21 protein-coding genes are annotated in these 24,034 nt (G+C 34.6%); 14 read left to right on the top strand and 7 right to left on the bottom strand.

Features of this window, described 5'->3' with window-relative positions; all coding sequences use genetic code 11:
* Window positions 1–220: 220 nt before the first annotated feature.
* Entirely contained in the window at window positions 221–3,403 is a 3,183-nt protein-coding gene (locus NSQ89_RS05540; RefSeq protein WP_341132354.1) for a DEAD/DEAH box helicase, read from the top strand.
* 48 nt (window positions 3,404–3,451) lie between these two features.
* Here NSQ89_RS05540 and NSQ89_RS05545 read toward each other — a convergent pair whose 3' ends face one another.
* The 4 genes from NSQ89_RS05545 to NSQ89_RS05560 form a co-directional block, all read right to left on the bottom strand.
* Window positions 3,452–3,616, bottom strand: a complete 165-nt coding sequence (locus NSQ89_RS05545; RefSeq protein ID WP_047942897.1) for a ribbon-helix-helix domain protein — start codon at window positions 3,614–3,616, stop codon at window positions 3,452–3,454.
* 12 nt (window positions 3,617–3,628) lie between these two features.
* A complete protein-coding gene (locus NSQ89_RS05550) occupies window positions 3,629–4,471 on the bottom strand; it encodes an SPFH domain-containing protein (protein WP_047942898.1) in 843 nt (280 codons plus the stop codon).
* A gap of 129 nt (window positions 4,472–4,600) precedes the next feature.
* Window positions 4,601–5,476 (bottom strand): dipicolinate synthase subunit DpsA, encoded by an 876-nt coding sequence (gene dpsA / locus NSQ89_RS05555; RefSeq protein WP_341132355.1) that lies wholly within the window; start codon window positions 5,474–5,476, stop codon window positions 4,601–4,603.
* Between the two features lie 129 nt (window positions 5,477–5,605).
* Window positions 5,606–6,523 (bottom strand): helix-turn-helix domain-containing protein, encoded by a 918-nt coding sequence (locus NSQ89_RS05560; RefSeq protein ID WP_095257691.1) that lies wholly within the window; start codon window positions 6,521–6,523, stop codon window positions 5,606–5,608.
* Window positions 6,524–6,704: 181 nt separating this feature from the next.
* On the opposite strand from NSQ89_RS05560, the gene NSQ89_RS05565 reads away from it, so the two are divergent.
* The 11 genes from NSQ89_RS05565 to NSQ89_RS05615 all read left to right on the top strand — a co-directional run bounded on the left by NSQ89_RS05565 (window position 6,705) and on the right by NSQ89_RS05615 (window position 17,514).
* The gene (locus tag NSQ89_RS05565) at window positions 6,705–7,421 is read left to right on the top strand and encodes a ThuA domain-containing protein (protein ID WP_047942901.1); all 717 of its coding nucleotides are present in this window, start codon (window positions 6,705–6,707) and stop codon (window positions 7,419–7,421) included.
* Between the two features lie 19 nt (window positions 7,422–7,440).
* Window positions 7,441–8,466, top strand: coding sequence for a Gfo/Idh/MocA family protein (locus NSQ89_RS05570; protein ID WP_095257689.1), 1,026 nt, complete (start codon window positions 7,441–7,443; stop codon window positions 8,464–8,466).
* Window positions 8,467–8,519: 53 nt separating this feature from the next.
* Window positions 8,520–9,488: a sugar phosphate isomerase/epimerase family protein gene (locus NSQ89_RS05575; RefSeq protein ID WP_095257688.1), complete on the top strand. Its 969-nt coding sequence runs from the start codon at window positions 8,520–8,522 to the stop codon at window positions 9,486–9,488.
* A gap of 70 nt (window positions 9,489–9,558) precedes the next feature.
* A complete protein-coding gene (locus NSQ89_RS05580) occupies window positions 9,559–10,608 on the top strand; it encodes a Gfo/Idh/MocA family protein (protein ID WP_341132356.1) in 1,050 nt (349 codons plus the stop codon).
* Between the two features lie 624 nt (window positions 10,609–11,232).
* Complete coding sequence (locus NSQ89_RS05585) at window positions 11,233–12,240, top strand: metal ABC transporter substrate-binding protein (RefSeq protein WP_341132357.1); 1,008 nt, start codon at window positions 11,233–11,235, stop codon at window positions 12,238–12,240.
* Between the two features lie 138 nt (window positions 12,241–12,378).
* A complete protein-coding gene (locus tag NSQ89_RS05590; RefSeq protein ID WP_176473244.1) occupies window positions 12,379–13,023 on the top strand; it encodes an SGNH/GDSL hydrolase family protein in 645 nt (214 codons plus the stop codon).
* Between the two features lie 177 nt (window positions 13,024–13,200).
* On the top strand, window positions 13,201–14,481 hold the full coding sequence (locus NSQ89_RS05595; RefSeq protein WP_095319897.1) for an MDR family MFS transporter: 1,281 nt from the start codon (window positions 13,201–13,203) through the stop codon (window positions 14,479–14,481).
* A 227-nt stretch (window positions 14,482–14,708) separates the two neighbouring features.
* Entirely contained in the window at window positions 14,709–15,260 is a 552-nt protein-coding gene (locus tag NSQ89_RS05600) for a sigma-70 family RNA polymerase sigma factor (protein ID WP_341132358.1), read from the top strand.
* A complete protein-coding gene (locus NSQ89_RS05605; protein WP_095257683.1) occupies window positions 15,245–15,661 on the top strand; it encodes a PadR family transcriptional regulator in 417 nt (138 codons plus the stop codon). Before NSQ89_RS05600 ends, NSQ89_RS05605 begins: the two co-directional genes overlap by 16 nt.
* Entirely contained in the window at window positions 15,654–16,889 is a 1,236-nt protein-coding gene (locus NSQ89_RS05610; RefSeq protein WP_341132359.1) for an FtsW/RodA/SpoVE family cell cycle protein, read from the top strand. The genes NSQ89_RS05605 and NSQ89_RS05610 overlap by 8 nt, the downstream gene beginning before the upstream one ends.
* 16 nt (window positions 16,890–16,905) lie before the next feature.
* Window positions 16,906–17,514 carry a VanZ family protein gene (locus NSQ89_RS05615; RefSeq protein ID WP_341132360.1) on the top strand — a complete coding sequence of 203 codons (609 nt, stop codon included), beginning with the start codon at window positions 16,906–16,908 and terminating at the stop codon, window positions 17,512–17,514.
* A 22-nt stretch (window positions 17,515–17,536) separates the two neighbouring features.
* Here NSQ89_RS05615 and NSQ89_RS05620 read toward each other — a convergent pair whose 3' ends face one another.
* On the bottom strand, window positions 17,537–18,424 hold the full coding sequence (locus NSQ89_RS05620) for a LysR family transcriptional regulator (protein ID WP_341132361.1): 888 nt from the start codon (window positions 18,422–18,424) through the stop codon (window positions 17,537–17,539).
* 205 nt (window positions 18,425–18,629) lie between these two features.
* Between NSQ89_RS05620 and NSQ89_RS05625 the strand changes: the two genes are divergently transcribed.
* The gene (locus tag NSQ89_RS05625; RefSeq protein ID WP_341132362.1) at window positions 18,630–19,670 is read left to right on the top strand and encodes a 2,3-butanediol dehydrogenase; all 1,041 of its coding nucleotides are present in this window, start codon (window positions 18,630–18,632) and stop codon (window positions 19,668–19,670) included.
* Window positions 19,671–19,765: 95 nt separating this feature from the next.
* On the opposite strand, the gene NSQ89_RS05630 is transcribed toward NSQ89_RS05625, so the two are convergent.
* Window positions 19,766–21,298 carry a DHA2 family efflux MFS transporter permease subunit gene (locus NSQ89_RS05630; RefSeq protein ID WP_047942913.1) on the bottom strand — a complete coding sequence of 511 codons (1,533 nt, stop codon included), beginning with the start codon at window positions 21,296–21,298 and terminating at the stop codon, window positions 19,766–19,768.
* A 275-nt stretch (window positions 21,299–21,573) separates the two neighbouring features.
* On the opposite strand from NSQ89_RS05630, the gene NSQ89_RS05635 reads away from it, so the two are divergent.
* Complete coding sequence (locus NSQ89_RS05635; RefSeq protein WP_047942914.1) at window positions 21,574–22,482, top strand: TetR/AcrR family transcriptional regulator; 909 nt, start codon at window positions 21,574–21,576, stop codon at window positions 22,480–22,482.
* Between the two features lie 76 nt (window positions 22,483–22,558).
* Here the strand turns inward: NSQ89_RS05635 and NSQ89_RS05640 are convergent, their stop codons facing one another.
* Window positions 22,559–23,905, bottom strand: a complete 1,347-nt coding sequence (locus tag NSQ89_RS05640; RefSeq protein ID WP_047942915.1) for an amino acid permease — start codon at window positions 23,903–23,905, stop codon at window positions 22,559–22,561.
* Window positions 23,906–24,034: the final 129 nt, after the last annotated feature.

The following is a 24,034-nucleotide window of genomic DNA, read 5'->3' on the forward strand; positions in this document are numbered from 1 at the left end:
AAAAAAGTGGACAAACTCCTAAAAGGGTGGTTTGTCCACTTTTCTTATAAAAGAGGAGAGGTGACAGGGCTTATGAATATAGGGAATAATAAAATTCCATTACTGAGAGGGAGCTACATAAATTTACCGTAACAAGACAATAGAAATGTTTTAAAAAAAGTAGTAAAGTGAAAGAGGATAATTGTGCGTAACTGGATTTTGATAGAAGGAGAATAAATTGTTGAATACTGTCATTACACGAAAAATGATTTTGGAAATGTGTGGTCCTGTTTCTTTAAAAAGAGGGGAAGCATTCTCGAAAAATCATAAGGTGATTTTTAAAGAATATAGAGATAATTATTGTGAAGCTTTCGTTCAAGCATCTGAAGATTTTGCGGTAATGGTTGCAATCGACGGGGAAGAAATAAAAGCAACATGTTCTTGTCCGAAACTAGCTTCTTTTCAAAAAGAATGTCAGCATATTGCAGCTGTATTAGTGGAAATAAAAAAATTTCAAATGAACGGAAAAGCTCCTTCCACTACCGATGAAAAAAACATGGATGTATCGGGAGATTTTTTTGCATTATTTAATCAGAGTGAAACTCTATCAACAAAAAAGCAGCGCCATTTTGAAAAGCGAGAAGTGATTCCAGTTGAATTTATGCTAAAAGTCATTCCAATCGACTCGGAAACCAATCTGTTTGGAATAGAAATTCAGCTATTATCCCATCCAATAAAAGATATTCGTTTGTTTTTAGAAAGAATAAAGAGTGGAAAAGCTTATTCATTTAGTTCAGAATTAGAATTTAATCCAAAGCTTCATTGTGTAAAGGAAGAAAGTGAAGCAATCCTACAAGAGTTAGGAAAAGTAATAGAGGATGAAAGGATATTTTTGAATCATCATCAGGGAGTAAGTAATATATGGGGAGACAGTATTTTGTTAATTCCCCCTTCCTCTTGGATTCCTCTTCGTTCTCATTGGAAGGAATTAGGTTATTATGATCCGAATAAAGGGACTATGGTGCCCTTAAATGTTTCAAATGAAGTCCTGCCTTTAAGATTTCATTTATACCAGCATGAAACTGGAAGCTATCAATTAAATGTACATGGAATGGAATCCATTCAGTTCCTGCATCAATATTATGCTGTTCTGGTAGAGGGAAATGTGCGGCAATTGGAAGCAGAAGACTTTAAAAGACTTATTGAGATAAAGAAAATGATGGAAAAAGTGGGCAAGAGCTTTATTCCTATTGCACTCAATCAATTGGATTTCTTTTTAGAAAAGATAGCCCCAAGCTTAAAAAAATTTGGGGAGGTTCAATTAGAGAGAGAGCTTTCCAAAAAAATGGGTAAGACTCCCCTGCAAGCTGAGCTTTATTTAGATAGAGTAAACAATCGATTGCTGGCAAGCGTAGAATTTCGCTATGATCATATTGTCATCAATCCAGTTCAAGAACGGAACAAAGAAGTAGAAGCAGTGCTACTTAGAGATTGGAAGAAAGAAGAGCAAATTATAGAGTTAATGGATAGCAGTTCATTTGCGAAAACAGATAGTGGTTATATGCTTTATAACGAGGAATTGGAGTTTGACTTTTTATATTATGTATTACCAAAGCTGCAAAAGCTTGTAAAAGTTTACGCAACAACAGCTATTAGAAATCGAATTTTCAAGGAAAAAACATGGCCAAGGTTTACGGTGAAATTAAAAAAAGACCGTATTAACTGGCTTGAATTTAAATTTGAGATGGAAGGTTTTCCAGAGCGAGAAATCAAAGGCTTGTTAGCTGCTTTGGAAGAAAAGCGGAAATACTATCGCTTGCAAGATGGCTCTCTTTTTGCTCTGCAAACAAGGGAGATGGAGGAAGTGCAAAGGTATCTTCAATCTCCGCAAATAAAGGACAAGGACTTTATAAGTGGGTTTGAGCTGACACTTTTAGAAAGCTTATCTTTTATAGAAGAAGATCGAAAAATCTTTGCTTTAGATGAATCGTATCAGCAGCTGATTGATTCCTTCTTGCATCCAGAAAAGCTAAATATTAAAGTTCCTGCGGATTTAAACAATGTCTTGAAATCGTATCAAATAGATGGCTATAAATGGCTGAAAACATTAGCGCAATATCAATTTGGCGGCATTTTAGCGGATGATATGGGATTAGGAAAAACATTGCAAAGTATTGCCTTTATTCAATCTGAATTGCCTGTGATGAGAAAAGCGAAACAACCGGTGTTAGTTGTATGTCCTTCTTCTTTATTATACAACTGGCAAAGAGAAATTATGAAATTCGCTCCGGAAATTCAGTGCCTTATACTTGATGGAGCTAAAAAGGAAAGAGCTGCGCTGCAAAAGGATTTAGAAAACATCGATGTAATCATAACGTCATATCCATTAGTTAGACAGGATATTTCATGGTATGAACAGCAAGTTTTCCATACAGTGTTTTTTGATGAAGCTCAGTATTTTAAAAATCCACTATCACAAACAGCAAAAACAGTGAAGAAACTAAAAGCGGTTAATCGCTTTGCTTTAACCGGCACTCCACTTGAGAATTCCATTGAAGAACTTTGGTCTATCTTCCATATTGTATTTCCTGAATTATTCAAAGGCCTGAAGGAATATGCGAATTTAACCAATAAACAAATTGCGAAAAAAATAAGACCATTTATGCTGCGCCGCTTAAAAGAGGATGTATTGGCCGAACTTCCTGAGAAAAGGGAATGGAGCGAAATAGTGGAATTATTACCAGAACAGAAAAGATTGTATGCAGCCTATCTCGCGAAATTAAGACATGATGCCTTAAAGCATTTAAACAAAGAAACCCTTCGAAAAAATAAAATTAGAATTCTTGCTGGATTAACGAGACTGCGGCAAATATGCTGTCATCCAGCCCTATTTGTTGACAATTATCATGGAAAGTCTGCTAAACTAAATCATCTAATGGAACTAATTGAGGAAGCACAGCGATCTAATCGCAGGGTGCTGATTTTTTCTCAATTTACAAGTATGCTTGAAATAATTGGCCAAGAATTAGCAAAAAAGGGATTAGCCTATTTTTATTTAGATGGGAGCACTCCTTCAGATGAGAGAGTGGAATTATGTCATCGCTACAATTTAGGAGAGCGAGATTATTTTTTAATAAGCTTAAAAGCAGGGGGAACAGGCCTTAATTTAATGACTGCAGATACTGTTATTTTGTATGATACGTGGTGGAATCCAGCGGTCGAAGAACAGGCGGCGGATCGTGCTCACCGCATAGGACAGGAGAATGTAGTGGATGTAATTAAGCTCTTCTCTAAAGGCACAATTGAAGAGAAGATATATGAATTGCAGGAAAAGAAAAAGACTTTAGTAGATGAAATTATCGATTCAGATGATAAAGTAATTTCTTCTCTAACAGAAGAGGACTTAAGAGAATTGTTAAGTTAATCCATTAAAAAAGGAGGCCATTATTTGGGCCTCTTTTTTTAATGTAAATCAATTTTCTTTTTGTTTTGGATACCGCTTGGCTTTTTTGGCAGCTTCACGAAGTAAATACTCAATATGACTATTTATACTGCGAAAATCATCCGCAGCCCATTTTTGCAGGACTTCGTATAGCTCTGGATCAATGCGTAATGGAAAGCTTTTTTTCTTCGTCATTTATACCACTCATTAATATAAAGTACCTGTATTAATTACAGGAGTCGTAGGATTTTCAGAAACAATCGCTACTAGTAAATTATTTACTAATTGTACCTTTCTTTCATCATCTAATTCAATGATTTTATCCTGTTCCAGTTGATTAATGGCCATTTGTGCCATTCCAACTGCTCCTTCGACGATTTTCTGACGAGCAGAAATGATAGCAGAGGCTTGCTGACGCTGTAACATCGCTTGGGCAATTTCAGTAGAATAAGCTAAATGAGTTAATCTAGCTTCAATTACTTCCACTCCTGCGAGGTCTAGACGAGCTTGTAATTCGGTCGTAAGTTCATTGGAGACTTCCTCTGCATTTCCCCTTAAAGTTAGTTCTACATTTTCAAATGTATCATATGGGTATTTTGTTGCAACATGGCGGATAGCTGTTTCACTTTGGATTTCAACAAATTCTTCGTAATTATCTACATCAAAAATGGCTTTTGCAGAATCAATAACTTTAAAAACAATAACGGCAGCAATTTCAATTGGATTTCCATCAACATCATTTACTTTTAAACGTTTACTATTGAAATTACGCACGCGTAAGGAAATAGTTTTTCGTAAAGTAAGAGGGATGGTTAAAAATAATCCACTGCTGCGAATCGTACCAAGATATTTTCCAAAAAAGGTTACAACAACAGCCTGATTAGGTTGAATAATTGTTATCCCACTGCCTAGAAGAACAGCTATAAGGAAGAAGGGAATGGCAGCACCTGGAATTTCCTGCACAAGAAAATAGACACCGAGAAAAAGGGATATGGCAATAAGTAAAACGCCAATAAATCCATTAAAATGAAACGCATTTTTTTCTTTCAACTAAATCACTCCTATAATTTCAATTTGATATAATTATGATATCACTTTTGTATAAAATTGTAAAACGATTAATGCTGAAATTTTCATAAAAAAGGAGATAGCTATTAACTATCCCCTGAAAGTTGTACCTTAATTTATTTTTAGCAATTCCAGCAGTGTTTTGCCAATTATTGTACCAGCCCTCTTTGGTGCAACTTTTGCCGGTAAACCAAGGGCCCAAAGGGTTTGGATATTGTGTTCCTTGGCAGCTGCAAAATCGGTTCCCCCTGGTTTGCTGGCTAAATCAATAATTAAAGCATTGCTCGATAAATTCTTTATAAGCTTAGATGTTAAAAGCAGTGTTGGAACCGTATTGATAACAATCTGCTGAAGAGGTATTTCTGATTCTAGTGAAGATTCAAAAATTGCAGCTAACCTCATTTCTATCACTCTTGCCTCATCCTCTTTTTTTCGAACTAAAACAGTTACTTTTGCACCGACAGCAGAAAATAGACGAGCCACAGTCTTACCGACTCTGCCAAAACCGAGTACTAGCACTTGGGCATTATGTATTGTAATATCTGTATGCTTGATGGCGAGCATTAGCGCTCCCTCTGCAGTTGGGATAGAATTATGGATAGCCACATCATTTCTTGCAAAAAGAGCAACCAAGTTTCGATTTGTTTCTGCAGCCAATTGTTTTAAATAAGGAGTGATAATACCGGAATATATAGTACAATTAGATTTTGTTTTAATAATCAACTCTTTTGTTAGAACAATCTTTTCTTTAGAAAATACCGATTCAGCAATTCCATCTTCTTGAATGCCCGGAATGGGAAGTAGAATAGTATCCACTTCATGAAGTGGAGCTGTTTGCCAATTTATTTTCCGCACATTTTTATAAGAAACAGAAGCATCTTCGAAACCGATCAAATAAATTTTGTTTAGCTTTGGTGCAAGAAGGCGGATTACTTCGAGCTGTCTAGAGTCCCCGCCGATGATTAATAATACATGATTTTCGTTCAATTTTTTGCACCCTTTCCTTTGTAAATAGTACGCCTCCATACAGTAAATATATGGAGGTGTATAATGGTTCAGAATAATTTTTACGGAGAAAAAAGTGCTGGTGCACTAGGTGGCGGGTTTTATTATATATTATAAGGCGCTTGCATTTAACATTCTATTTTTAAAGGCTTTAGGCGAGCATTGATTTTCTCTTTTAAACAGTTTGTAGAATTGCGCCATATTTGTTATGCCGACTTCATAGCTTATTTCTAATATACTTTTGTCAGTTGTTAAAAGTAATAATTCAGCTTTTTTTATTCGCTTTATATTTATATAATCTACAAACGACAATCCCATTACTTTTTTAAAGTACTTGATAAAATAATGATAGCTGAAATTCAGTAGCTTACTGACATCTTCGACAAGTATTCTTTCTTCTAAATGGCTGTCAATATAATCTAAAACAGGTTTAAGTTTGGCAAGGTCTTGTTCTTCTGAATATTGGAGCATATTTTTAGTATCGTTTCGTACACATAAAAGAAGAAGTCGTTTGATGGAATAATTGATAGCTATCTCATAGCCCTTTTCTTTCGTTTGACTTTCTCTATGAATCTCATTTATTAAGGAATGTACTTCTTGTTTTATTTCCTTATTATCTTCAAATATGTAATTTATCTTGTCTAATGGATGTGTTAATTCTGAAAAACAATAGAAATAAGGAAGGATACTTTGGTCAAAGTGTTTATGTAGATCAATTTGTAAGACAATATAACGCAAATTGCCTTTCTTCACTTTACTTGTTCTGTGTGGTTGTGACGCTCCCATAATAAGAACGTCCCCTGAAGTAATCGATAGATACCTTTCTTTTGTTTGTACCGCCAAATCTCCATCTATCATGGCAAGTAATTCTACTTCTTTATGGTAATGCCAAGGGTAATCATCAACTGGAGTCATTACATCTTCCCTCTCATCATTTATCTCCCACACTTTTAAAGACAATAGAGGGTTTTGATAAACTACTTTTTCATTTACTGGTTGATTAAAGGTGTGCTTTGTCTCCCTTTCCACTTTTTGTTCCCCTCCTATTCGACGAGACTATATGGTTAGGTGCTCTTTTCTATTTTAGCAAAAAGCAAGCAAGTAAATGACATAATTGCATAAAAAAATGACAAGATTAAGCATTTTTTTATACGCTTACATTTCATATAATGAAGCCATCATATTGTAAGGGAGAAGGAGTGGCTACATAATGATCACAATTTGGAATGAAAACCGGCATGAAAAGAAAAATCCAACCGTAGCAGAAATATATCCAAATGGCATTCATGGTGCGATTGCTGCGTTTTTGGAGAAAGAAGGTTATGAAACACATACTGCAACATTAGATGAACCAGACCATGGATTAACGGAGGAAGTTTTGAATAATACAGACGTATTAGTATGGTGGGGACATTTAGCACATCACGAGGTAGAAGATGAAATTGTGTTAAAAGTAAAACAGCGTGTTTTAGATGGGATGGGGTTAATTGTTTTACATTCCGGTCATTTTTCGAAAATTTTTAAAGCGTTAATGGGCACAACCTGTAATTTAAAATGGCGAGAAGCAGATGATCGCGAACGCTTATGGGTAGTAGCACCTAATCATCCAATTGTGGAAGGAATTAATGAATATATCGAATTAGAAAAGGAAGAAATGTATGGCGAACATTTCGATATACCAGCACCAGATGAATTGATCTTCACAAGCTGGTTTGAAGGTGGAGAGGTATTCCGAAGCGGTTGTACGTATGCAAGAGGGAATGGAAAAGTGTTTTATTTTAGACCAGGACATGAAACGTATCCAACCTATCACCATCAAGAAATTCAGCAAGTTATTATTAATGCAGTAAAGTGGGCAGCACCAGTGAAAAGAGAGAAGCCTGTTTATGGCAACGCCCAGCCTTTAGAGACAATTTCAGATAAATAATATAGAGGGGGAAAATATAATGGTTTCATTAAAAGTAGGCGTAATTGGATGTGGAAGTATCGCACAGCATCGTCATATTCCTGAATATCTGTTGAATAAACAAGTGGAATTGGTAGCCGTCTGTGACATCAATGAGGAAAGAGCAGCTGAAATTGCGGAAAAATATCAAGCGCAAGCATTTACCGATTATAAAGAATTATTAAAAATGGATGAGTTAGATGCGGTTAGTGTGTGTACACCAAACTATCTTCATGCCCCTATTTCTATTGATGCTTTGAATGCTGGCAAACATGTTCTTTGTGAAAAGCCAATGGCAACATCAAAAGAAGAGGCTGAGCAAATGATACAAGCTGCTAAAAAAAGTGGGAAAAAATTGATGATTGGACATAACCAGCGTTTTGTTGCATCCCATCAAAAAGCACATCAATTAATTAAAAGCGGAGAAATTGGTAAAGTGTACAGCTTCCGCACAACATTTGGTCATGGTGGTCCAGAAGGCTGGAGTGTTGATGGTAAAGAGAGCTGGTTCTTTAAAAAAGAAGAAGCATTTATTGGTGCTATGGGAGATTTAGGTGTTCATAAAGCAGATTTATTAAGATTTGTATTAGGAGAGGAATTTACAGAGGTAGGAGCATTTGTAGAAACAAATGCAAAAGACTTCTCTACTGTAGATGATAATGCTGTTTGTATATTAAAAACAGATAGCGGCATTATTGGAACGTTGACTGCGAGCTGGGCTTATCGTGGAAAAGAAGATAATTCAACTGTTATTTATGCAGAAAAAGCCGTCATTCGTTTAGAAGATGATCCAAACTATTCGTTAATTATCCAATATACCAATGGGGAAAAAGTAAATTATGAATTAGGCAGAATTCAATCAAATAATGATGGTGGACAAAATAAGACTGGTGTTATAGATCATTTTGTGGAATGTATTTTAGAAGATAAAGAGCCGCTTATTAGCGGAGAAGAAGGAAAAAAATCTTTGGCGATCATTCTTGCAGCCTTGGAATCACAAGCATCGAAGACTATTACCAAAATATAGGTATATAGAAGGAAAGAATATAGGAAAATTGGAAGGAATGGAGAGGAGCTCTCATGAAATTAGGCGTGTTTACCGTATTATTTGCAGACAAATCATTTGAAGAAATGCTTGATGCAGTAAAAGAGGCTGGTATTCAAGCAGTTGAAATAGGTACTGGCGGCTATCCTGGAAACAATCATTGTAATGTAGATGAATTATTAGAATCAGAAGAAAAGAGAAAAGAATATCTAAAAAAGGTGACAGAACGTGATTTAATCATAAGTGCATTCAGTTGTCATGGAAATCCAATCTCTCCAGAAGAAGCATTTGCAAAGGAATCGCATGAGACATTGATTAAAACAATCAAACTAGCATCCTTGATGAATGTTCCGGTTGTAAACTGTTTTTCAGGAACGGCCGGGGATCATGATGGTGCGAAATATCCAAACTGGCCAGTTACGCCATGGCCAAATGAATATTCTGATGTGAAAAAATGGCAATGGGAAGAAAAGTTAATCCCTTATTGGAAAGAAGTAGGGCATATTGCAAAAGAGAGTGGTGTGAAGATTGGATTAGAGCTGCACGGCGGATTCCTAGTGCATACTCCATATACTTTATTAAAATTACGAGAGGAAACTTGTGATGCGATTGGCGCAAACTTGGATCCAAGTCATTTATGGTGGCAAGGTATTAATCCGGTTGCTGCGATTAAAATTTTAGCAAAGGAAAAAGCCATTCATCATTTTCATGCAAAAGATACGTATATTGACCAGGATAATGTTAATATGTATGGCTTAACAGATATGCAGCCATACGGTGAAGTTCAGACAAGGGCCTGGACATTTCGTTCCGTTGGATGTGGACATAGTGTAAGTGAATGGTCAGATATGATGAGTGCTTTAAGAACATATGGGTACGATTATGTTGTCAGCATTGAACATGAGGATCCAATTATGTCTATTAGGGAAGGATTAACAAGAGCGGTTACTAATTTGAAATCCGTTTTAATTGAAGATGCTCCTTCTCAAATGTGGTGGGTTTAGGTTTATTAAGTATAAAGAAATACTTGAATAAATAGACATTCATTAAATAGTGGAAACGGGGGAGAGAAACATGTCCAAATTAAAGGTAGCGATTATTGGTTGTGGTAATATTTTTCCTATGCACGCCCAATCAATTGTCTCAAGAGAGGATGCAGAGTTAGTAGCAGTTTGTGATGTAAAGCCTGAACGAGTAGAAGAAAAAGCCAAAATTTATGGCTGTGCCGCTTATACAGACTATAAGGAAATGTTTGAACAGGAAAGTTTAGATGTGTTGCATATTTGTCTGCCACATCATTTGCATGCACCAGTGACAATTGAAGCTGCGAAAAAACAGATTCATATATTAACAGAAAAACCAATGTCTATTCATTATGATGATGCTGTTGAAATGGTGGAAACAGCGAAGGAAAATAAGGTTACCCTTGGTGTCATTTTTCAAAATCGTTATAATCCTGGCTCCCAGCTCATAAAGAAAATGTTGGATAATGGAGAACTTGGCAAGATCAAAACAGGAAAACTATCTGTTACATGGGACCGTTCTGATGAGTATTATCAAAAAAGTGATTGGAAAGGGACATGGGAGAAAGAAGGTGGCGGAGTTATAATTGATCAAGCAATTCATACAATGGATTTGATGAGATGGTTTGTGAATGCCGACATTAACTATGTAGATGCATCAATAAGCAATCGTGCACATGAAATTATTGAGGTGGAAGATGCAGCTGAAGGAGTTATAGCATATAAGAATGGCATTGTTACTGCTTTTCATGCTATAAATTATTATACGTATGACGCGCCAGTTGAAATTGAGCTGCATTGTGAAAAGGGAATCGCCAAAATGGTAGCTGACCGGGCAACTATTCGATTAATGGATGGAAGAGAATTCATCGCAGATAATAATCCGCAAGAAACGTTTCATTATGAAAATGGAGTAAAAGGGTATTGGGGAGTAAGTCATGTAAAGCAAATCAATAATTTTTACGATTCGTTAGCAACAGGAATTCCTTTAGATGTCACGGGGGAAGAAGCGCTAAAAACCCAAAAAATGATTTGTGCCGTGTATGAATCAGGAAAGAAAAAAGAACGTGTTTACTTTAAATCGACGGTAGAAACCAAATAAAGCTAATAATAGCAGTAGATGTATTTAAGAAAGGCTATGTTACTTCCAGATCTTGGATGAATATAGCCTTTTTTCTTTTAAAATCAATTTACAGGTTCTTTAAATAGTTAGGATAAAAATAAAAAAAAACACTTTACAAATCGTAATCGTTACGGTTAATATAAGAAAGTCGATGGAATAATCTTTTAATCTTAATGTAATTTTATAAATCGTAATAGTTTCGGTTTGTTTGGAATGGAGTTTATTTAATCCTAGTAATTCCTAGACGTGCATGAATCGCCGGCAGGTGGTAAAAAACATGTTGAGAGAATAAGTGACATTCAGGTTTCTCGGTGGATAGGTGTAAGGCAAAGTGAGAATAGTAGTTTTTGAACAAATGCGATATCCATAGTTTTCATACATAATTTAAACTTTGATCTTACAGGGCTATATTATATCTTGGGTATGAACAAACAAAGGTTTGGTCATTATGAGAGTAAAAAAACACTAGTTTTTACAGAAACAGAGATCGTAATTAAAATTTAAAATTAAGGAGAACAGAATAATCCAGATCGAATGGAGCTTATATTGTTTAATATTAAAAGAAATGCATAAAGAAAGTAAATAAAAGGCAGGGTGATAAAAATGGGGAAAAAATTTACATTAGTAACTATTATGTTACTTGCAATATTGGTGATAGCTGCATGTGGAAAAGGAGAAAATAATACTTCCAACGGGGCAAATAAGGAGAAACTGAAGATCATGACTACCTTTTATCCTATGTATGAGTTTACCAAAAATATAGCTGGTGACAAGGCAGATGTAAACTTACTTATTCCTTCGAATCAAGAACCACATGGATGGGAGCCAACACCAAAAGATATCGCCAATGTGCAAGCTTCAGATTTATTTGTTTTTAATAGTATATATATGGAAAATTTTGTAGATACAATTAAATCTGCTGTTGATAATAAAGAAACAGTGTTTGTTGAAGCAAGTAAAGGTATTACATTAAAAGAGGGAATAACAGATGAGCATGATCATGAAGGCGAAGAAGGAGAGCACGAGCATAATGGGGAAGAAGCTGACCATGACCATGAAAGTGAAGAAGCAGAGCATGAGCATAGTCATGAGAAAGATCCCCATGTCTGGTTAAGTCCAGCACTAGCGATTAAAGAAGTAGAAACAATTACAGAGAGCATGATTAAAGCGGATCCAGACAATAAAGAAACATATCAAAAGAACAGTGAAAAATATATTGCGAAATTAACTGCACTTGACCAAAAATATCAGGATGAACTAAGCAAAGTAGCGAAAAAAGAAATGATTACACAACATGCCGCATTTGGATATTTAGCAAGTGAATATGGACTAACTCAAGTACCAATCTCTGGGATATCACCAGAACAAGAGCCAAATGCACAAAGATTAGCTGAATTAAAAGATTTTGCAAAAGAACATGATATTAGCGTTATTTATTTTGAAGAAACGGCTTCGCAAAAAGTTGCAGATACGCTTGCCACTGAAATTGGGGCAAGAACAGAAGTACTAAGCACCTTAGAAGCGTTAAGCAAAGAAGATGAAGAAAGTGGAATGGATTATATTAAAGTAATGGAACGTAATTTAGAAAAAATTGTCCAGGCACAACAATAATTGAATTTCTTACAGCCTCTCTTGGAGTTTTTTAATTTCCGATTGAGGCTTTTTGTATGGGAAGAAATGGAAGATTGCTTTGTGAAAGAAATACATGCTATTGTATAAATGAAAACGTTCTATGGAGGGATAATTGGGATGGAAGCAAATCAACGATTCGTATTTATAGGAGATAGTATTACATATGCGGGAAAAATGGAAGATAGGGAAGGCATTGGTTATGGGTATGTTCGTTATATTAAAGACTACTTTACTATTAATCAACCAGAAGCATTGCCAAGTATTGTTAATAAAGGGATAAATGGAAATAGAATCACTGATTTAGAACAACGCTGGGAAGCAGATGTCCTCTCCTTACGTCCAGATCTAGTCTCTATATCAATTGGAATTAATGATGTATGGAGACAGTTAGACCAGCCTCAACTAGAACAGGTTACTCCAGCTAAATTTAGCACTATTTACGATCGTTTATTAGAAAAAGTAAAAAAGGAAACAGATGCTAGTATTTTTTTGATGGAGCCAACCGTAATTGAAGAAGCGATTGAAGCAGAAGGCAATATTCTTTTAAAAGATTATGTAACAGTCATTCATCATATAGCAGCCAAGTATGATGCAGTAGTTGTGCCTACACATCAAGTATTCATGGAATATTTACAAAAACAAAATCATCAAGTATTAACGACAGATGGAGTACATATGAATTCTGCTGGTAATATGCTAATGGCGCAAACATGGTTACAGGTTTACAAAAAGTTTAAGGAAGATAAAAGTAGTTTTAGATAATCGATAAAAAGAGGAAAGGACTGAAAACATGTCTCTTATCGATAGACTAACTAATATAAAATCTATTTAAAAGGATATAGAGACATCATTATAATAGAAAAGAAAGTCTTTCCTAAACCGAAATATCAAGGTATGATAGGGGAAATAAATAGAAAGAGAGTGACAACTATCATGACGATGCGACTTAGAGATTGGGATCGGAATTTAAAGATTCGTCTTGCTGGTGAATCAACTGTTAATGTAACATTTTGGATGTTTTTCCCATTTTTAGCAATATACTTTACAGAATCCTTTGGAAAATCAATTGCAGGATTCTTATTAATACTTTCTCAAGCCTTTTCTGTTGTTGCTAATTTGCTTGGCGGCTATTATGCTGATAAATTCGGTAGAAAGAAAATGATGGTAATATCAAGTCTTGCCCAAGGAATTGCCTATTTAATCTTTGCTTTTGCTAGCTCTCCGTGGCTTGATTCCCCAGCTATTAGTTTTATCTGTTTCACTGTAATCAGCTTGTTTACTAGTATTTATTGGCCAGCAAGCCAAGCGATGGTAGCTGATGTAGTAAACGAAAAAGACAGAAGCAGTGTTTTTGCTATTTTTTATACTTCTACCAATATTGCAGTAGTAATTGGTCCGATTCTTGGCGGATTCTTTTATAAAGATTATCGTTTTTTCCTCCTTTTAGCAGCTGGACTATTAAATATTATATTGAGTATAGTTTTAAAAACTTGGATTGCTGAAACAGCTCCGCCATATAAAGAACTAGATGATAAGAAAAAGAATTGGGCTATGGCGCTTGGGGCACAGTTAAAAGACTATCAGGTGATAGTAAGGGACCGAACGTTTTTACTGTTTATTTTAGCGGGAGTATTAATAGGGCAAACCTTTATGCAGCTAGATTTATTATTACCAGTTTATGTAGATGAAATGGTTGGTACGCAAAACTTATTTTCTTTTGGCAATTGGTCTCTAGAAATTCAAAGTACACAAGCTTTTGGATTAATACTAGCAGAAAATGGATTGGTCGTAGCCTTATTTACCATAATTGTTACAAGATGGATGTCTAAATTTAAAGAGAAGAATGTTTTTATTATTTCCTCCTTTATATATGCGATCGCAGTTATCATGTTTAGCCAAACTAGTTTAATTTGGGGGTTAATGTTCGCGATGCTCTTATTTAGTTTTGCAGAATTGATGACAGCAGGAATTCAACAAAGTTTTATTTCTGAGATTGCTCCCGAGGATCAGCGTGGTAAATATTTTGCTGCAGCAAGTCTGCGGTTCACTTTTTCAAAAATGATTGCTCCATTATCTATTCCGATGAGTGCCTGGTTCGGATTTGAATGGACATTCTTCATTATTGCTATATTAGCGATAATAAGTGCGTTCATTTATCAGGTGATGTTCAAACAATTTGAAACGAAAAAAAGAAAGTTAAATACAGTGAAACCACTATGAGGAGTATAAAAGGTATAATGTATGGGAGATTTCCAGCTTCGGACGTTTGCTTTATAATCTGATCATTTTCTAATATAACACTTTCCTAATGGCTATTTTTATAACTAATTAGGAAGGTGTTTTTCTTTTAAAGGCTTTATTTTAATAATGAGATTGATTTACACGATTTTATCCAAACCTTTTTCTCCTGTGTGTCGTCTAATTGTTAGGTAAGGAGGTTTATTGTTTTGGAAGAATTGTCAGCATGCTGGAAAGAAATAGACAATAAAGAAGAAATATTTGATGAAATTATGATTACATATGGACAAGAGCTATTACATTTAGTCTTTTCATATGTCAAAAATGAAGCGGTCGCAGAAGAATTAACACAAGATATTTTTGTGAAAGTATATTATTCCATCCATAAATATAAAGGCAAATCTAGTTTTCGAACATGGCTTTGGAGAATTGCTATTAACCACTGTAAAGATTATTTGAAAAGCTGGTATACAAAAAATGTCATAAAAGGCGATGACGAATATATTTATGGAGAAGACAGTAAAGAAAATATTGAACAAGCCATTGTTCAAAAAGAGGAAGAACAATGGCTTGTTCAGGCTGTGATGAGTTTACCTATTCTGTATCGAGAAATTATCTTCCTCTTTTACTTTGAAGAATTAACGATAAAGGAGATTGCCAGGATAATAGGGGTTAATGAAAATACGATCAAAACCCGATTAAGAAGAGCGAAGCAATTATTAAAAATGATTGGAGATGAAGAAAAATGGAAAAACGACTAAAAAAACTACAAGCTGGTTTAAAAAAGACTTATTTTAATCATCTTTCATTTACTGCTGAGCATCGCAAAGAAATTATGAAAAAAATTCAAATAAAGAATAAGGAAGAGGAAATTCTTTTAGCAGCTTTGCAATTACTTCATACTAGAAAAACTGGTTTTGAATTAACAGAGTTGTTACGTGCTCGCGGCTTTCAAAAGTTTGAGAATCAAGAAGGATTTATCTATACTTTTCTGCATCGATTGGAACAGAGAAATATAATTGCTTCAGAGTGGGACAATAACAAGGTTAAATATTACCAAATAGATCGCAAAGGAAAAAAGCTCGAAAAAAAGTTGGCAGCAGAAGGGGGACGCAGCAAAAATATTAGAGAACTGATAGATTGGGTGTACGTAAATGAATAATAAACATTTATTTTTAGATAAAGTGACGGAGCAAGTGAAATCGAAAGAAGCAAAGGAATCGATTAAATTAGAAATGGAGTATCATATCCAACTTGCAAAAAAAGGATGGATAAAAAAAGGGTTGTCAGAAAGTGAAGCAGAAGAAAAAGCAATTAATGAAATGGGAAGTCCTTCCCAATTGGGACGAGAATTAAGTGAAATCTACCGTCCGACGATTGATTGGGCTATTGTTACCCTAACAGTGAGTCTGTTAATGATAGGGATTTTGCCAACGTTATCTTCTTCTCATCATTTTATCATTCTTAAGTTATTAATGACTTGCTTAGGGATTGCAATAGTCATTGGCTTTATGTATGTAGACTATCGCAAATTTGCTGATTTTGGATATTTATTTTATGCAATAGGATCGTTGTTATTGATATCCATTATTTTCTTTAGCAATCATATGATTAATGGAGCGAACTATATAAAAATTGGACCAATTATACTCCAAGGCATAATGGCCATCCCCTTTTTTTTATTAGCTTGGGCTTCCTTTTTTAGTAAGAAAGAATTTACATATGTTTCTTTCTTGTGTTTATTTTTCTTTTCATGTGTCTTATTTCTCTTCGGATTTGATAGTATTTCTACTGTTTTTATTTATATTTTTACAGTCGCAATCATGCTATTTTGGAGCAGCTTTTCTAAACGGAAAGTCTTTATTACATATGGAATAGGAACAATTCTTCTTTTATGGCTTCTTTTTCTTACAAGAGGAAGTTATCAATTAAATAGACTAATGGCATTTCTATTTCCTGAAAGATATGCCGAAGAAGCTGGTTATTTTTATTTATATCGACAAAAAATGTGGGCTGATTTAAAATGGGTTGGTTCACCAGATATGGAAGTGTTAACTTTTATTAATAATACAGACACAGTTTTTCTGCAACTCACCTATCAATTTGGATATATGTTGGCTGTGTTTCTTGTATTATTATTTGGAGCACTTATTCTGAAGATGATTGGCAATGTCAAAAAAATAAAGAATCCATATGCGAAATTTCTATTAATAGGATCTATTACGCTGTATAGTGTTCAAGTTGTTTATAATTTAGGAATGTGCGTGGGATTTCTTCCGATTATTTCATTATCCTTGCCATTCATAAGCTATGGTCTTGTTCCAACCGTTATTAATGCTTTATTAATTGGTCTTATCTTAAGTATTATGCGCAGAAAAAACTTTCAATAATATTTGGGGGCACGATATGATTAGAATGTATCTTGAGTCAATGGTTATTTACATATTGATTGGAGCACCGATTTATCTGATAAGTCGATATTTATCTGTTAAATATAAAACACAACCAATAGTTTGGATGAAAGAAACTCTCCTCTTCCTGTTTGTGATGTTCTGCATAGGGGTAGCATCCCAGACTATTATTCCCCATTGGTATATAACAGTTGAGGAAGGTAAGCAGCAGCTTTATATTCAATGGTCTGAGGGACTAAGAAGCATTAATTTTATCCCTTTTGCCACGATTATTTCTTATTTTGCCCTAGAAAATGATCAAGTAAGTAATTGGAATGAAGTGTCACTGGTCAATCTATTAGGGAATATTCTTATTTTTGTCCCTTTTGGTATTTTTCTCCCATTATTATGGAAAGCATTTAGAACGTTTTCCTACATATTTTGGATAGCTATCTGTATTCCTCTTTTGATAGAAATAATTCAATTATTTATAGGGAGAAGTACGGATATTGATGATGTTATATTAAATGCCGTAGGAATTATGTTTGGGTTCGGTCTTTATAAGATGTTCCAGAATCTTTTTCATATAGGGAAAGATTCTGGCATTAGAAGGAATAGTAAATAATGCAGCTGGCAATAGGCTAACTTTATGTCAGCCTATTTAAGAACTCTTTAGCTACCTTAGAAATACCTTTATCTATTGGATAAATATATCCGAAGTAATAGGTATTTATTATGGTATCAACGAAAGGCAGAGTTACATAGCTATCATTGTTTGCTAACCCAGTTATTGTTTTAAATGCATAATCATAGCCAATGTTAATGGCCGTATTTCTTTCTAAGGCATACCGAATAGTTTCTACATTGTTGGTTGTAAATAATATTTCCATGTCATCATCGACAATATCTAAGTTTTGCACGAATTCTAAAATAGAAACATCATTATACAAAATAATAGGCTGGTTTATTAACATTTCCTCTGTAATATTTTCATTGTTTGCTAAAGGAGAGTCTTTATTTACTGCTACAACCATGCATCCATCATATAGTTTATGGAAATGCAAGCTGCTGTTTTTCTTGATATCCTCTTCGGTATAAATAATGAAACCAATATCTACTTCCTCTTTTTTTACTTTTTCAATTATATGCTGTGAGTTATCTTCCTCAATAGATGCCTTTATGTAAGGGAACTCTTTTTTGTATAAAGTAATTTGATCAGCTAATAAATCCAGCGGTCCAGGAAAGGTGGCAATTTTTAACTCACCTTTTAGGATATGGGCAAAGCTTTCAGCTTCGTCTAAAAACTCTTGGAATTTCTCTAGTACACCAGTAGCTTTTTGGATGAGTATTTTTCCTTCCTCTGTTGGATAGGTCCCCTTTCTAGAGCGATGAAAAATTTCAATGTTCAACTCTTTCTCTAGTTTTGTTACAGACTGACTAAGGGCAGGTAAAGAAATATTTAACTTAGTTGCAGCTGTCTTTAAAGAGCTGGAATGGGAGATTTCTACTATATATTTTAATTGTTCTATATTCATAAGTAGTTCCTTTCTAAAAAACTAGAATATAGTTAAGTAATCGTTAACTATAGTTAATTATAATATAATTTTAAATTAATTATATAAGTACTATAATTAAATTGTTTCTGAAACTTAAGTTTTTTAAGGCCTTAAATAACAAGTTGCTCAAAATAAAAGGATACGGCTATAAACCTATTAAGGTCAAAGGGGATGTTTGTTAAAAATGAAAGCATTAAGATGGCATAACCAAAAAGATATTCGCTTAGAAAATATAGAAGAACCGCAAGTAGCACCAGGAAAGGTAAAGCTTAAAGTAAAGTGGTGTGGAATTTGCGGGAGTGATTTACACGAATATTTAGGAGGTCCTATCTTTATACCTGTGGATCAGCCACATCCTTTAACAAATGAAGTGGCTCCTGTAACATTAGGACATGAATTTTCTGGGGAAGTAGTAGAAATTGGAGCAGGCGTAACCGACTATCAAGTGGGAGATCGTGTGGTGGTGGAACCTATTTTTGCTACACATGGACACCAAGGTGCTTATAATTTAGATGAGAATATGGGATTTCTTGGTTTAGCAGGAGGCGGAGGAGGTTTCTCTGAATATGTTTCTGTTGATACAGAATTACTGCATAAACTGCCGGATGAGTTATCCTATGAGCAAGGCGCATTAGTAGAACCTTCTGCTGTTGCTTTATATGCAGTAAGATCAAGTAAAATACAGGCAGGGGATACGGCAGCAGTTTTTGGCTGTGGTCCAATTGGCCTGTTAGTAATAGAAGCTTTAAAAGCAGCAGGGGCGACAGATATTTATGCAGTTGAGCTTTCTCCTGAACGTCAGGCAAAAGCAGAAGAACTTGGTGCAATCGTTGTAAATCCAGCTAATTATGAAGATGTTGTTGCAGAACTTGTTCGCCGCACAAATGGTGGAGTAGATGTCTCCTTTGAAGTAACTGGCGTTCCAGTAGTTCTAAGACAAGCCATTCAATCCACTACTATTTCTGGTGAAACTGTTATTGTAAGTATTTGGGAAAAAGGAGCGGAAATTCTTCCTAATGATATCGTTATTAAAGAACGTACTATTAAGGGAATTATTGGTTATCGAGATGTATTTCCAAGTGTGTTGAATTTAATGCGAAAAGGCTATTTTTCCGCAGACAAATTGGTGACTAAAAAGATTAAATTAGATGAAGTGATCGAGGAAGGTTTCCAATCACTGATTTCTGAAAAAAATCAAGTAAAGATTTTAGTAAGTGCTGAATAAACAAAGCAATGATCATAAACAAGGATGTCCATTAAAGGAACATCCTTGTTTTTTATACAAAAACAGTCAGCGATTGACGCTGACTGTAAGTAAGTTTATTCAACTGCTTCTTTCATTTTCGCTGGACTAGTTTGCTGCTCTGTATCTTTTGGCGGAACAGCCCGCTTTACAAATGCTGCAAGAACAAGTGCTACAATGACAATTCCGACAGAAATAAGGAAAGCATCATTAATTCCTTCCAGCATTGCCTGCATTCCCAGCTGTTCCTTCATAGTGGCAATTGCTTCAGGAGTTGGCTGAGTGGTTGTATTACTCATTTGCTGCATTGCATTAGCTGCTAGTTCCTCACCATGTGTTTTGGTACGTTGTGACATGATTGTAATCATAACTGCAGAACCAATCGCCCCAGAAACTTGAGACAATGTATTATTTAAAGCTGTCCCATGAGGATTCATTCGAGATGGTAATTCATTTAAACCATTCGTCATAATCGGCATCATAACCATGGACATACCAAACATACGCAAGGAATAGATAAGAACAAGTGTAGTTGTCGTAGTGGTCATGGATAATTGACTAAACATATATGTTGTAATGGCAGTCAATGTTAAACCAACTAAGGCAAGTGTTCTTGCTCCATATTTATCAAAAAGTCTTCCTGTAATAGGAGACATAATCCCCATAATAATAGCACCAGGCAATAATAAGAGACCAGAGTGGAATGGTGAAATGCCTCTCACGGTTTGAATGTACATTGGCATTAACAACATCGCAGAGAATAGTGCAATGTTTACCACAACAGTAATTACTGCTGATAAGGAGAATAACGGATACTTAAAGATTCGGAACTCTAGCATTGGAGTAGTCATTTTTAATTGACGAAGAACAAAGAAAATAAGGGCTATTGCACCAATAATCAAAGTTCCATAAACATGAATATTACTCCAGCCTTTTGTACCGGCAGAGCTGAATCCATATAGTAATCCGCCGAAACCTAAACTAGACAATATGACAGATAAAAGATCGATATGAATATCTACTTTTTCCTTTTTGTCTTTAATTTTAAAAATCGCTGATATTAACACAATAATAGCAATTGGTGAAACAACATAGAACAACATTCTCCATTCATAATGTTCAACAATATACCCTGATAATGTAGGGCCGATTGCTGGAGCAAAAGTCATGATTAGACCAAAAACACCCATAGCACTTCCACGTTTTTCAACAGGAAAGCTGGTAAGTAAGAAGTTCATTAAAACTGGCATCATAATGGATGATCCAGAAGCCTGTATCATTCTCGAAAGCAATAGTACTGGGAAAGAATGAGCCATGCCAGCCATTAATGTACCGATTGTAAATAAGGACATTGCTATTATAAACAATCTTCTTGTTGAGTATTTTTGAATTAAAAAGGCAGATGTTGGAATCATAATTCCATTTACAAGCATATATCCAGTTATTAGCCATTGGCCAACAGAAGGATCAATTTTGAAATCCGCACTAATAGATGGTAAAGCGATATTTAAAAGCGTTGAATTTAAAAATGCGACAAAGGCACCTGCCATTAAAATAACGATAATGCCATATGGCGGTTTTTTTTCATTCGATGTTGCATTTGTGTTCATTAAAACAATTCCTCCCTATGAACTTTACGTTCTTTTTATCCATTGGATCTAAGCTTAAATAATAATATACCTGTAGTATAAATAATGCAATAAAAATGTTTAGAATCCCTAAGTAAAAAATAATTTCTTAATAATTCTACTTTTTTTCTTTAGCTGAAACCTTGCTATTACAATAATCCACCATCACTTTTTTATTGGGATGATTGTAAATCTGTTCTAAATGACCTAGTATATAAATTGAACCGGTAGTCTAAATTTATATTCAAGGTGGTTAAATGAATAAACGTAAAAAGCAAGTAATGGATAAAGCACATGAATTATTTATTGAAAAAGGATTTCAGCAGACATCTATCCAAGATATATTAACTGCAAGTAATATTTCAAAAGGTACATTTTATAATTACTTTTCCAGTAAAAATGAATTGTTAATTTCAATTTTTAAAAATATTTATACGGAATTGGAATGGCAAAGAAAACAATTACTAATGGGTCAAGACGAAACAGATAGCACCCTGTTTATCAAACAAATTGAAATGTTGATTCGAACAAATAACCAATATAAAATCATTTCTTTATTTGAAGAAATTCTTTTTACAAAGGATGAAGAATTAAAAAATTATATTAAAAATAGAAGAATACATGAGCTTAGCTGGATCTATAATCGATTAGTTGATGTATGTGGTGCACAAAATAAAACGTATTTATTAGATTGTTCTATCATGTTAATGGGAATGATTCATTCTAGTATTTTTGTACATTCATTAATCTATCAAGACCACGCAAATATACATCAAATTGTTCAATACTGTGTAAATCGGGTGCTTGATATGGTTAACCATTTATCTAAATCTAATGAAGTCCTTATAAAACCAGATACGCTTTATAATTGGATTGCACTTCAATCCATGAACGATGATGATGTGGGAAAGAAGGAAATTCTTTGTATGCTTTATGCGTTTAAAGCAGATTTAAAAAAAGATAAAGAATTGCTATCTAGTCAAGAGAAAATAGAACAATTGTTAACATTTATCGAAGAAGAGGTAGAGATCAAATACCCAAGATATTTTTTAATGGAAAGTACATTAATGTCCCTAATGCAAGAGGTAAAAGAGACACCATATGCTAAAACGGTTCAAAAACTTAGTGATAGTATAAAAAAGGTATATTCCAAACGGAATCAATGACAGTGTAGAAGGAAAAGTCACAGCTTAAACGTTGACTTTTCCTTGTTTTATTCTGTTTATATAATTGAAATCTGATTTACTCTGCACACCCCGCCTTGTTTTTTCCCAATTTATGTCGCATGAAAAAAGTTGCTGATGCGATAATTAGGACAAATGCTAAGCTTACAAAAAAGCCGATCCGGACTTCCTTTTCAATAATGGTACCTGCGATAGCTGTGACAATAAGTAAAATCCCAAAGGAAGACTTTAGTTTATCCCATAGTTTTCCTTTAAGTATTTTAAAGGAGGAAAGGAGGATAAAAGTCCAGTTATATAATAAAAGAATCCCAGCAGCTGTTGTAATGTATTCGAATATTTTTCCGGGTAATAAAAGGGCAGCGACAACAGATGCAAAGAGCCCTATTCCTCCAAGAATAAAAGAAGGGAGAGGCAGCTCATTAAACTTTTTTAATTTTTTTTGGAAAATTTTCGGAGCGTCTCCATCTTTCGCTAAAGTTACCAATAGACTTGTTACACCGAATAACGAAGCTGTCATGGTGGAGAATCCTGCAATAATGATAGCACCATTAAAAACATGTGGGAAAAAGGTTAAGTGATAGTCCGATAACGCTGTTACGAAGGGACTTTCTTTTTCTGAAAACTGATCGAGTGGTGCTAATATTGTCGCTAATCCTAATGAGAGAACATAGATTATAACGAGAATGATAAGCATATTCGTACCTGCTTTTGGTGCATCTTTCTTATCTTTCAACTGCATTGCCATTAACCCAATAACCTCAATTCCTCCATATGCATAAAATGCAAATAGTAAAGAAATCCAAAATCCTTTGTAGCCTTTAGGAAAAAGGTCGTCTATAGATTTAGGGACAGAAACAGCACCATTGCCTCCATGAATCCAACCAAAAACAGCAGCAGCAGCTAAACCGATAAACATTATAATGGCCGCTGTCTTAATAATAGCCAAATAATTTTCGACACGATCGAATCCTTTTGTTCCTAGAAAAACAACAAATAAAGAAAGAACAGCATAAATACAAGCGAATACCCATAATGGGACTTTAGGAAACCAGAATTGAGATAACAAGGAGAGAGCGGTTAATTGGCTTCCCATGATTAGAATGTTAGAAAACCAATAATTCCAGCCACAACTAAAGCCGGCCCATGGGCCAAATGCTTTATTTGCATAATAACAAAATGACCCTTCCTGTGGATCCTCCGCAGTCATTTTTGCCAATTGATTAAAAACGATATACGTTCCAATCGCTGCTAAAATGAAGGTGAAAACAATGGAGGGGCCTGTTTCCATAATTCCAAGGCTGGAACCAAGAAAATACCCCGTTCCAATTGTACAGCCCACACCAATTAATGATAACTGCCACCATTTAAGATTTTCTGTTTTTGAATCTGCTTTTTTATTTGTCATTGTGTTCTCCTCTTTAAGTAATAATGAAGGGATTACAAAAAAGATAATGTTAATCTCTATTAGTATGGCAGCTTTTTCTGCAATTATTTGTGTAACTAATAAACATTAAAAAATAGATTGGAACTATAG

This window comes from Niallia sp. FSL R7-0648, from assembly GCF_038007005.1.
Classification (GTDB): Bacteria; Bacillota; Bacilli; order Bacillales; family Cytobacillaceae; genus Niallia; species Niallia circulans.

Coding starts and splice junctions, on each gene's coding strand:
- NSQ89_RS05615 (WP_341132360.1), top strand. CDS start 16,906: ATGATTAGAATGTATCTTGAGTCAATGGTTATTTACATATTGATTGGA.
- NSQ89_RS05565 (WP_047942901.1), top strand. CDS start 6,705: ATGATCACAATTTGGAATGAAAACCGGCATGAAAAGAAAAATCCAACC.
- NSQ89_RS05640 (WP_047942915.1), bottom strand. CDS start 23,905: ATGACAAATAAAAAAGCAGATTCAAAAACAGAAAATCTTAAATGGTGG.
- NSQ89_RS05620 (WP_341132361.1), bottom strand. CDS start 18,424: ATGAATATAGAACAATTAAAATATATAGTAGAAATCTCCCATTCCAGC.
- NSQ89_RS05625 (WP_341132362.1), top strand. CDS start 18,630: ATGAAAGCATTAAGATGGCATAACCAAAAAGATATTCGCTTAGAAAAT.
- NSQ89_RS05585 (WP_341132357.1), top strand. CDS start 11,233: ATGGGGAAAAAATTTACATTAGTAACTATTATGTTACTTGCAATATTG.
- NSQ89_RS05580 (WP_341132356.1), top strand. CDS start 9,559: ATGTCCAAATTAAAGGTAGCGATTATTGGTTGTGGTAATATTTTTCCT.
- NSQ89_RS05545 (WP_047942897.1), bottom strand. CDS start 3,616: ATGACGAAGAAAAAAAGCTTTCCATTACGCATTGATCCAGAGCTATAC.
- NSQ89_RS05575 (WP_095257688.1), top strand. CDS start 8,520: ATGAAATTAGGCGTGTTTACCGTATTATTTGCAGACAAATCATTTGAA.
- NSQ89_RS05605 (WP_095257683.1), top strand. CDS start 15,245: ATGGAAAAACGACTAAAAAAACTACAAGCTGGTTTAAAAAAGACTTAT.
- NSQ89_RS05570 (WP_095257689.1), top strand. CDS start 7,441: ATGGTTTCATTAAAAGTAGGCGTAATTGGATGTGGAAGTATCGCACAG.
- NSQ89_RS05590 (WP_176473244.1), top strand. CDS start 12,379: ATGGAAGCAAATCAACGATTCGTATTTATAGGAGATAGTATTACATAT.
- NSQ89_RS05610 (WP_341132359.1), top strand. CDS start 15,654: ATGAATAATAAACATTTATTTTTAGATAAAGTGACGGAGCAAGTGAAA.
- NSQ89_RS05630 (WP_047942913.1), bottom strand. CDS start 21,298: ATGAACACAAATGCAACATCGAATGAAAAAAAACCGCCATATGGCATT.
- NSQ89_RS05595 (WP_095319897.1), top strand. CDS start 13,201: ATGCGACTTAGAGATTGGGATCGGAATTTAAAGATTCGTCTTGCTGGT.
- NSQ89_RS05635 (WP_047942914.1), top strand. CDS start 21,574: ATGAATAAACGTAAAAAGCAAGTAATGGATAAAGCACATGAATTATTT.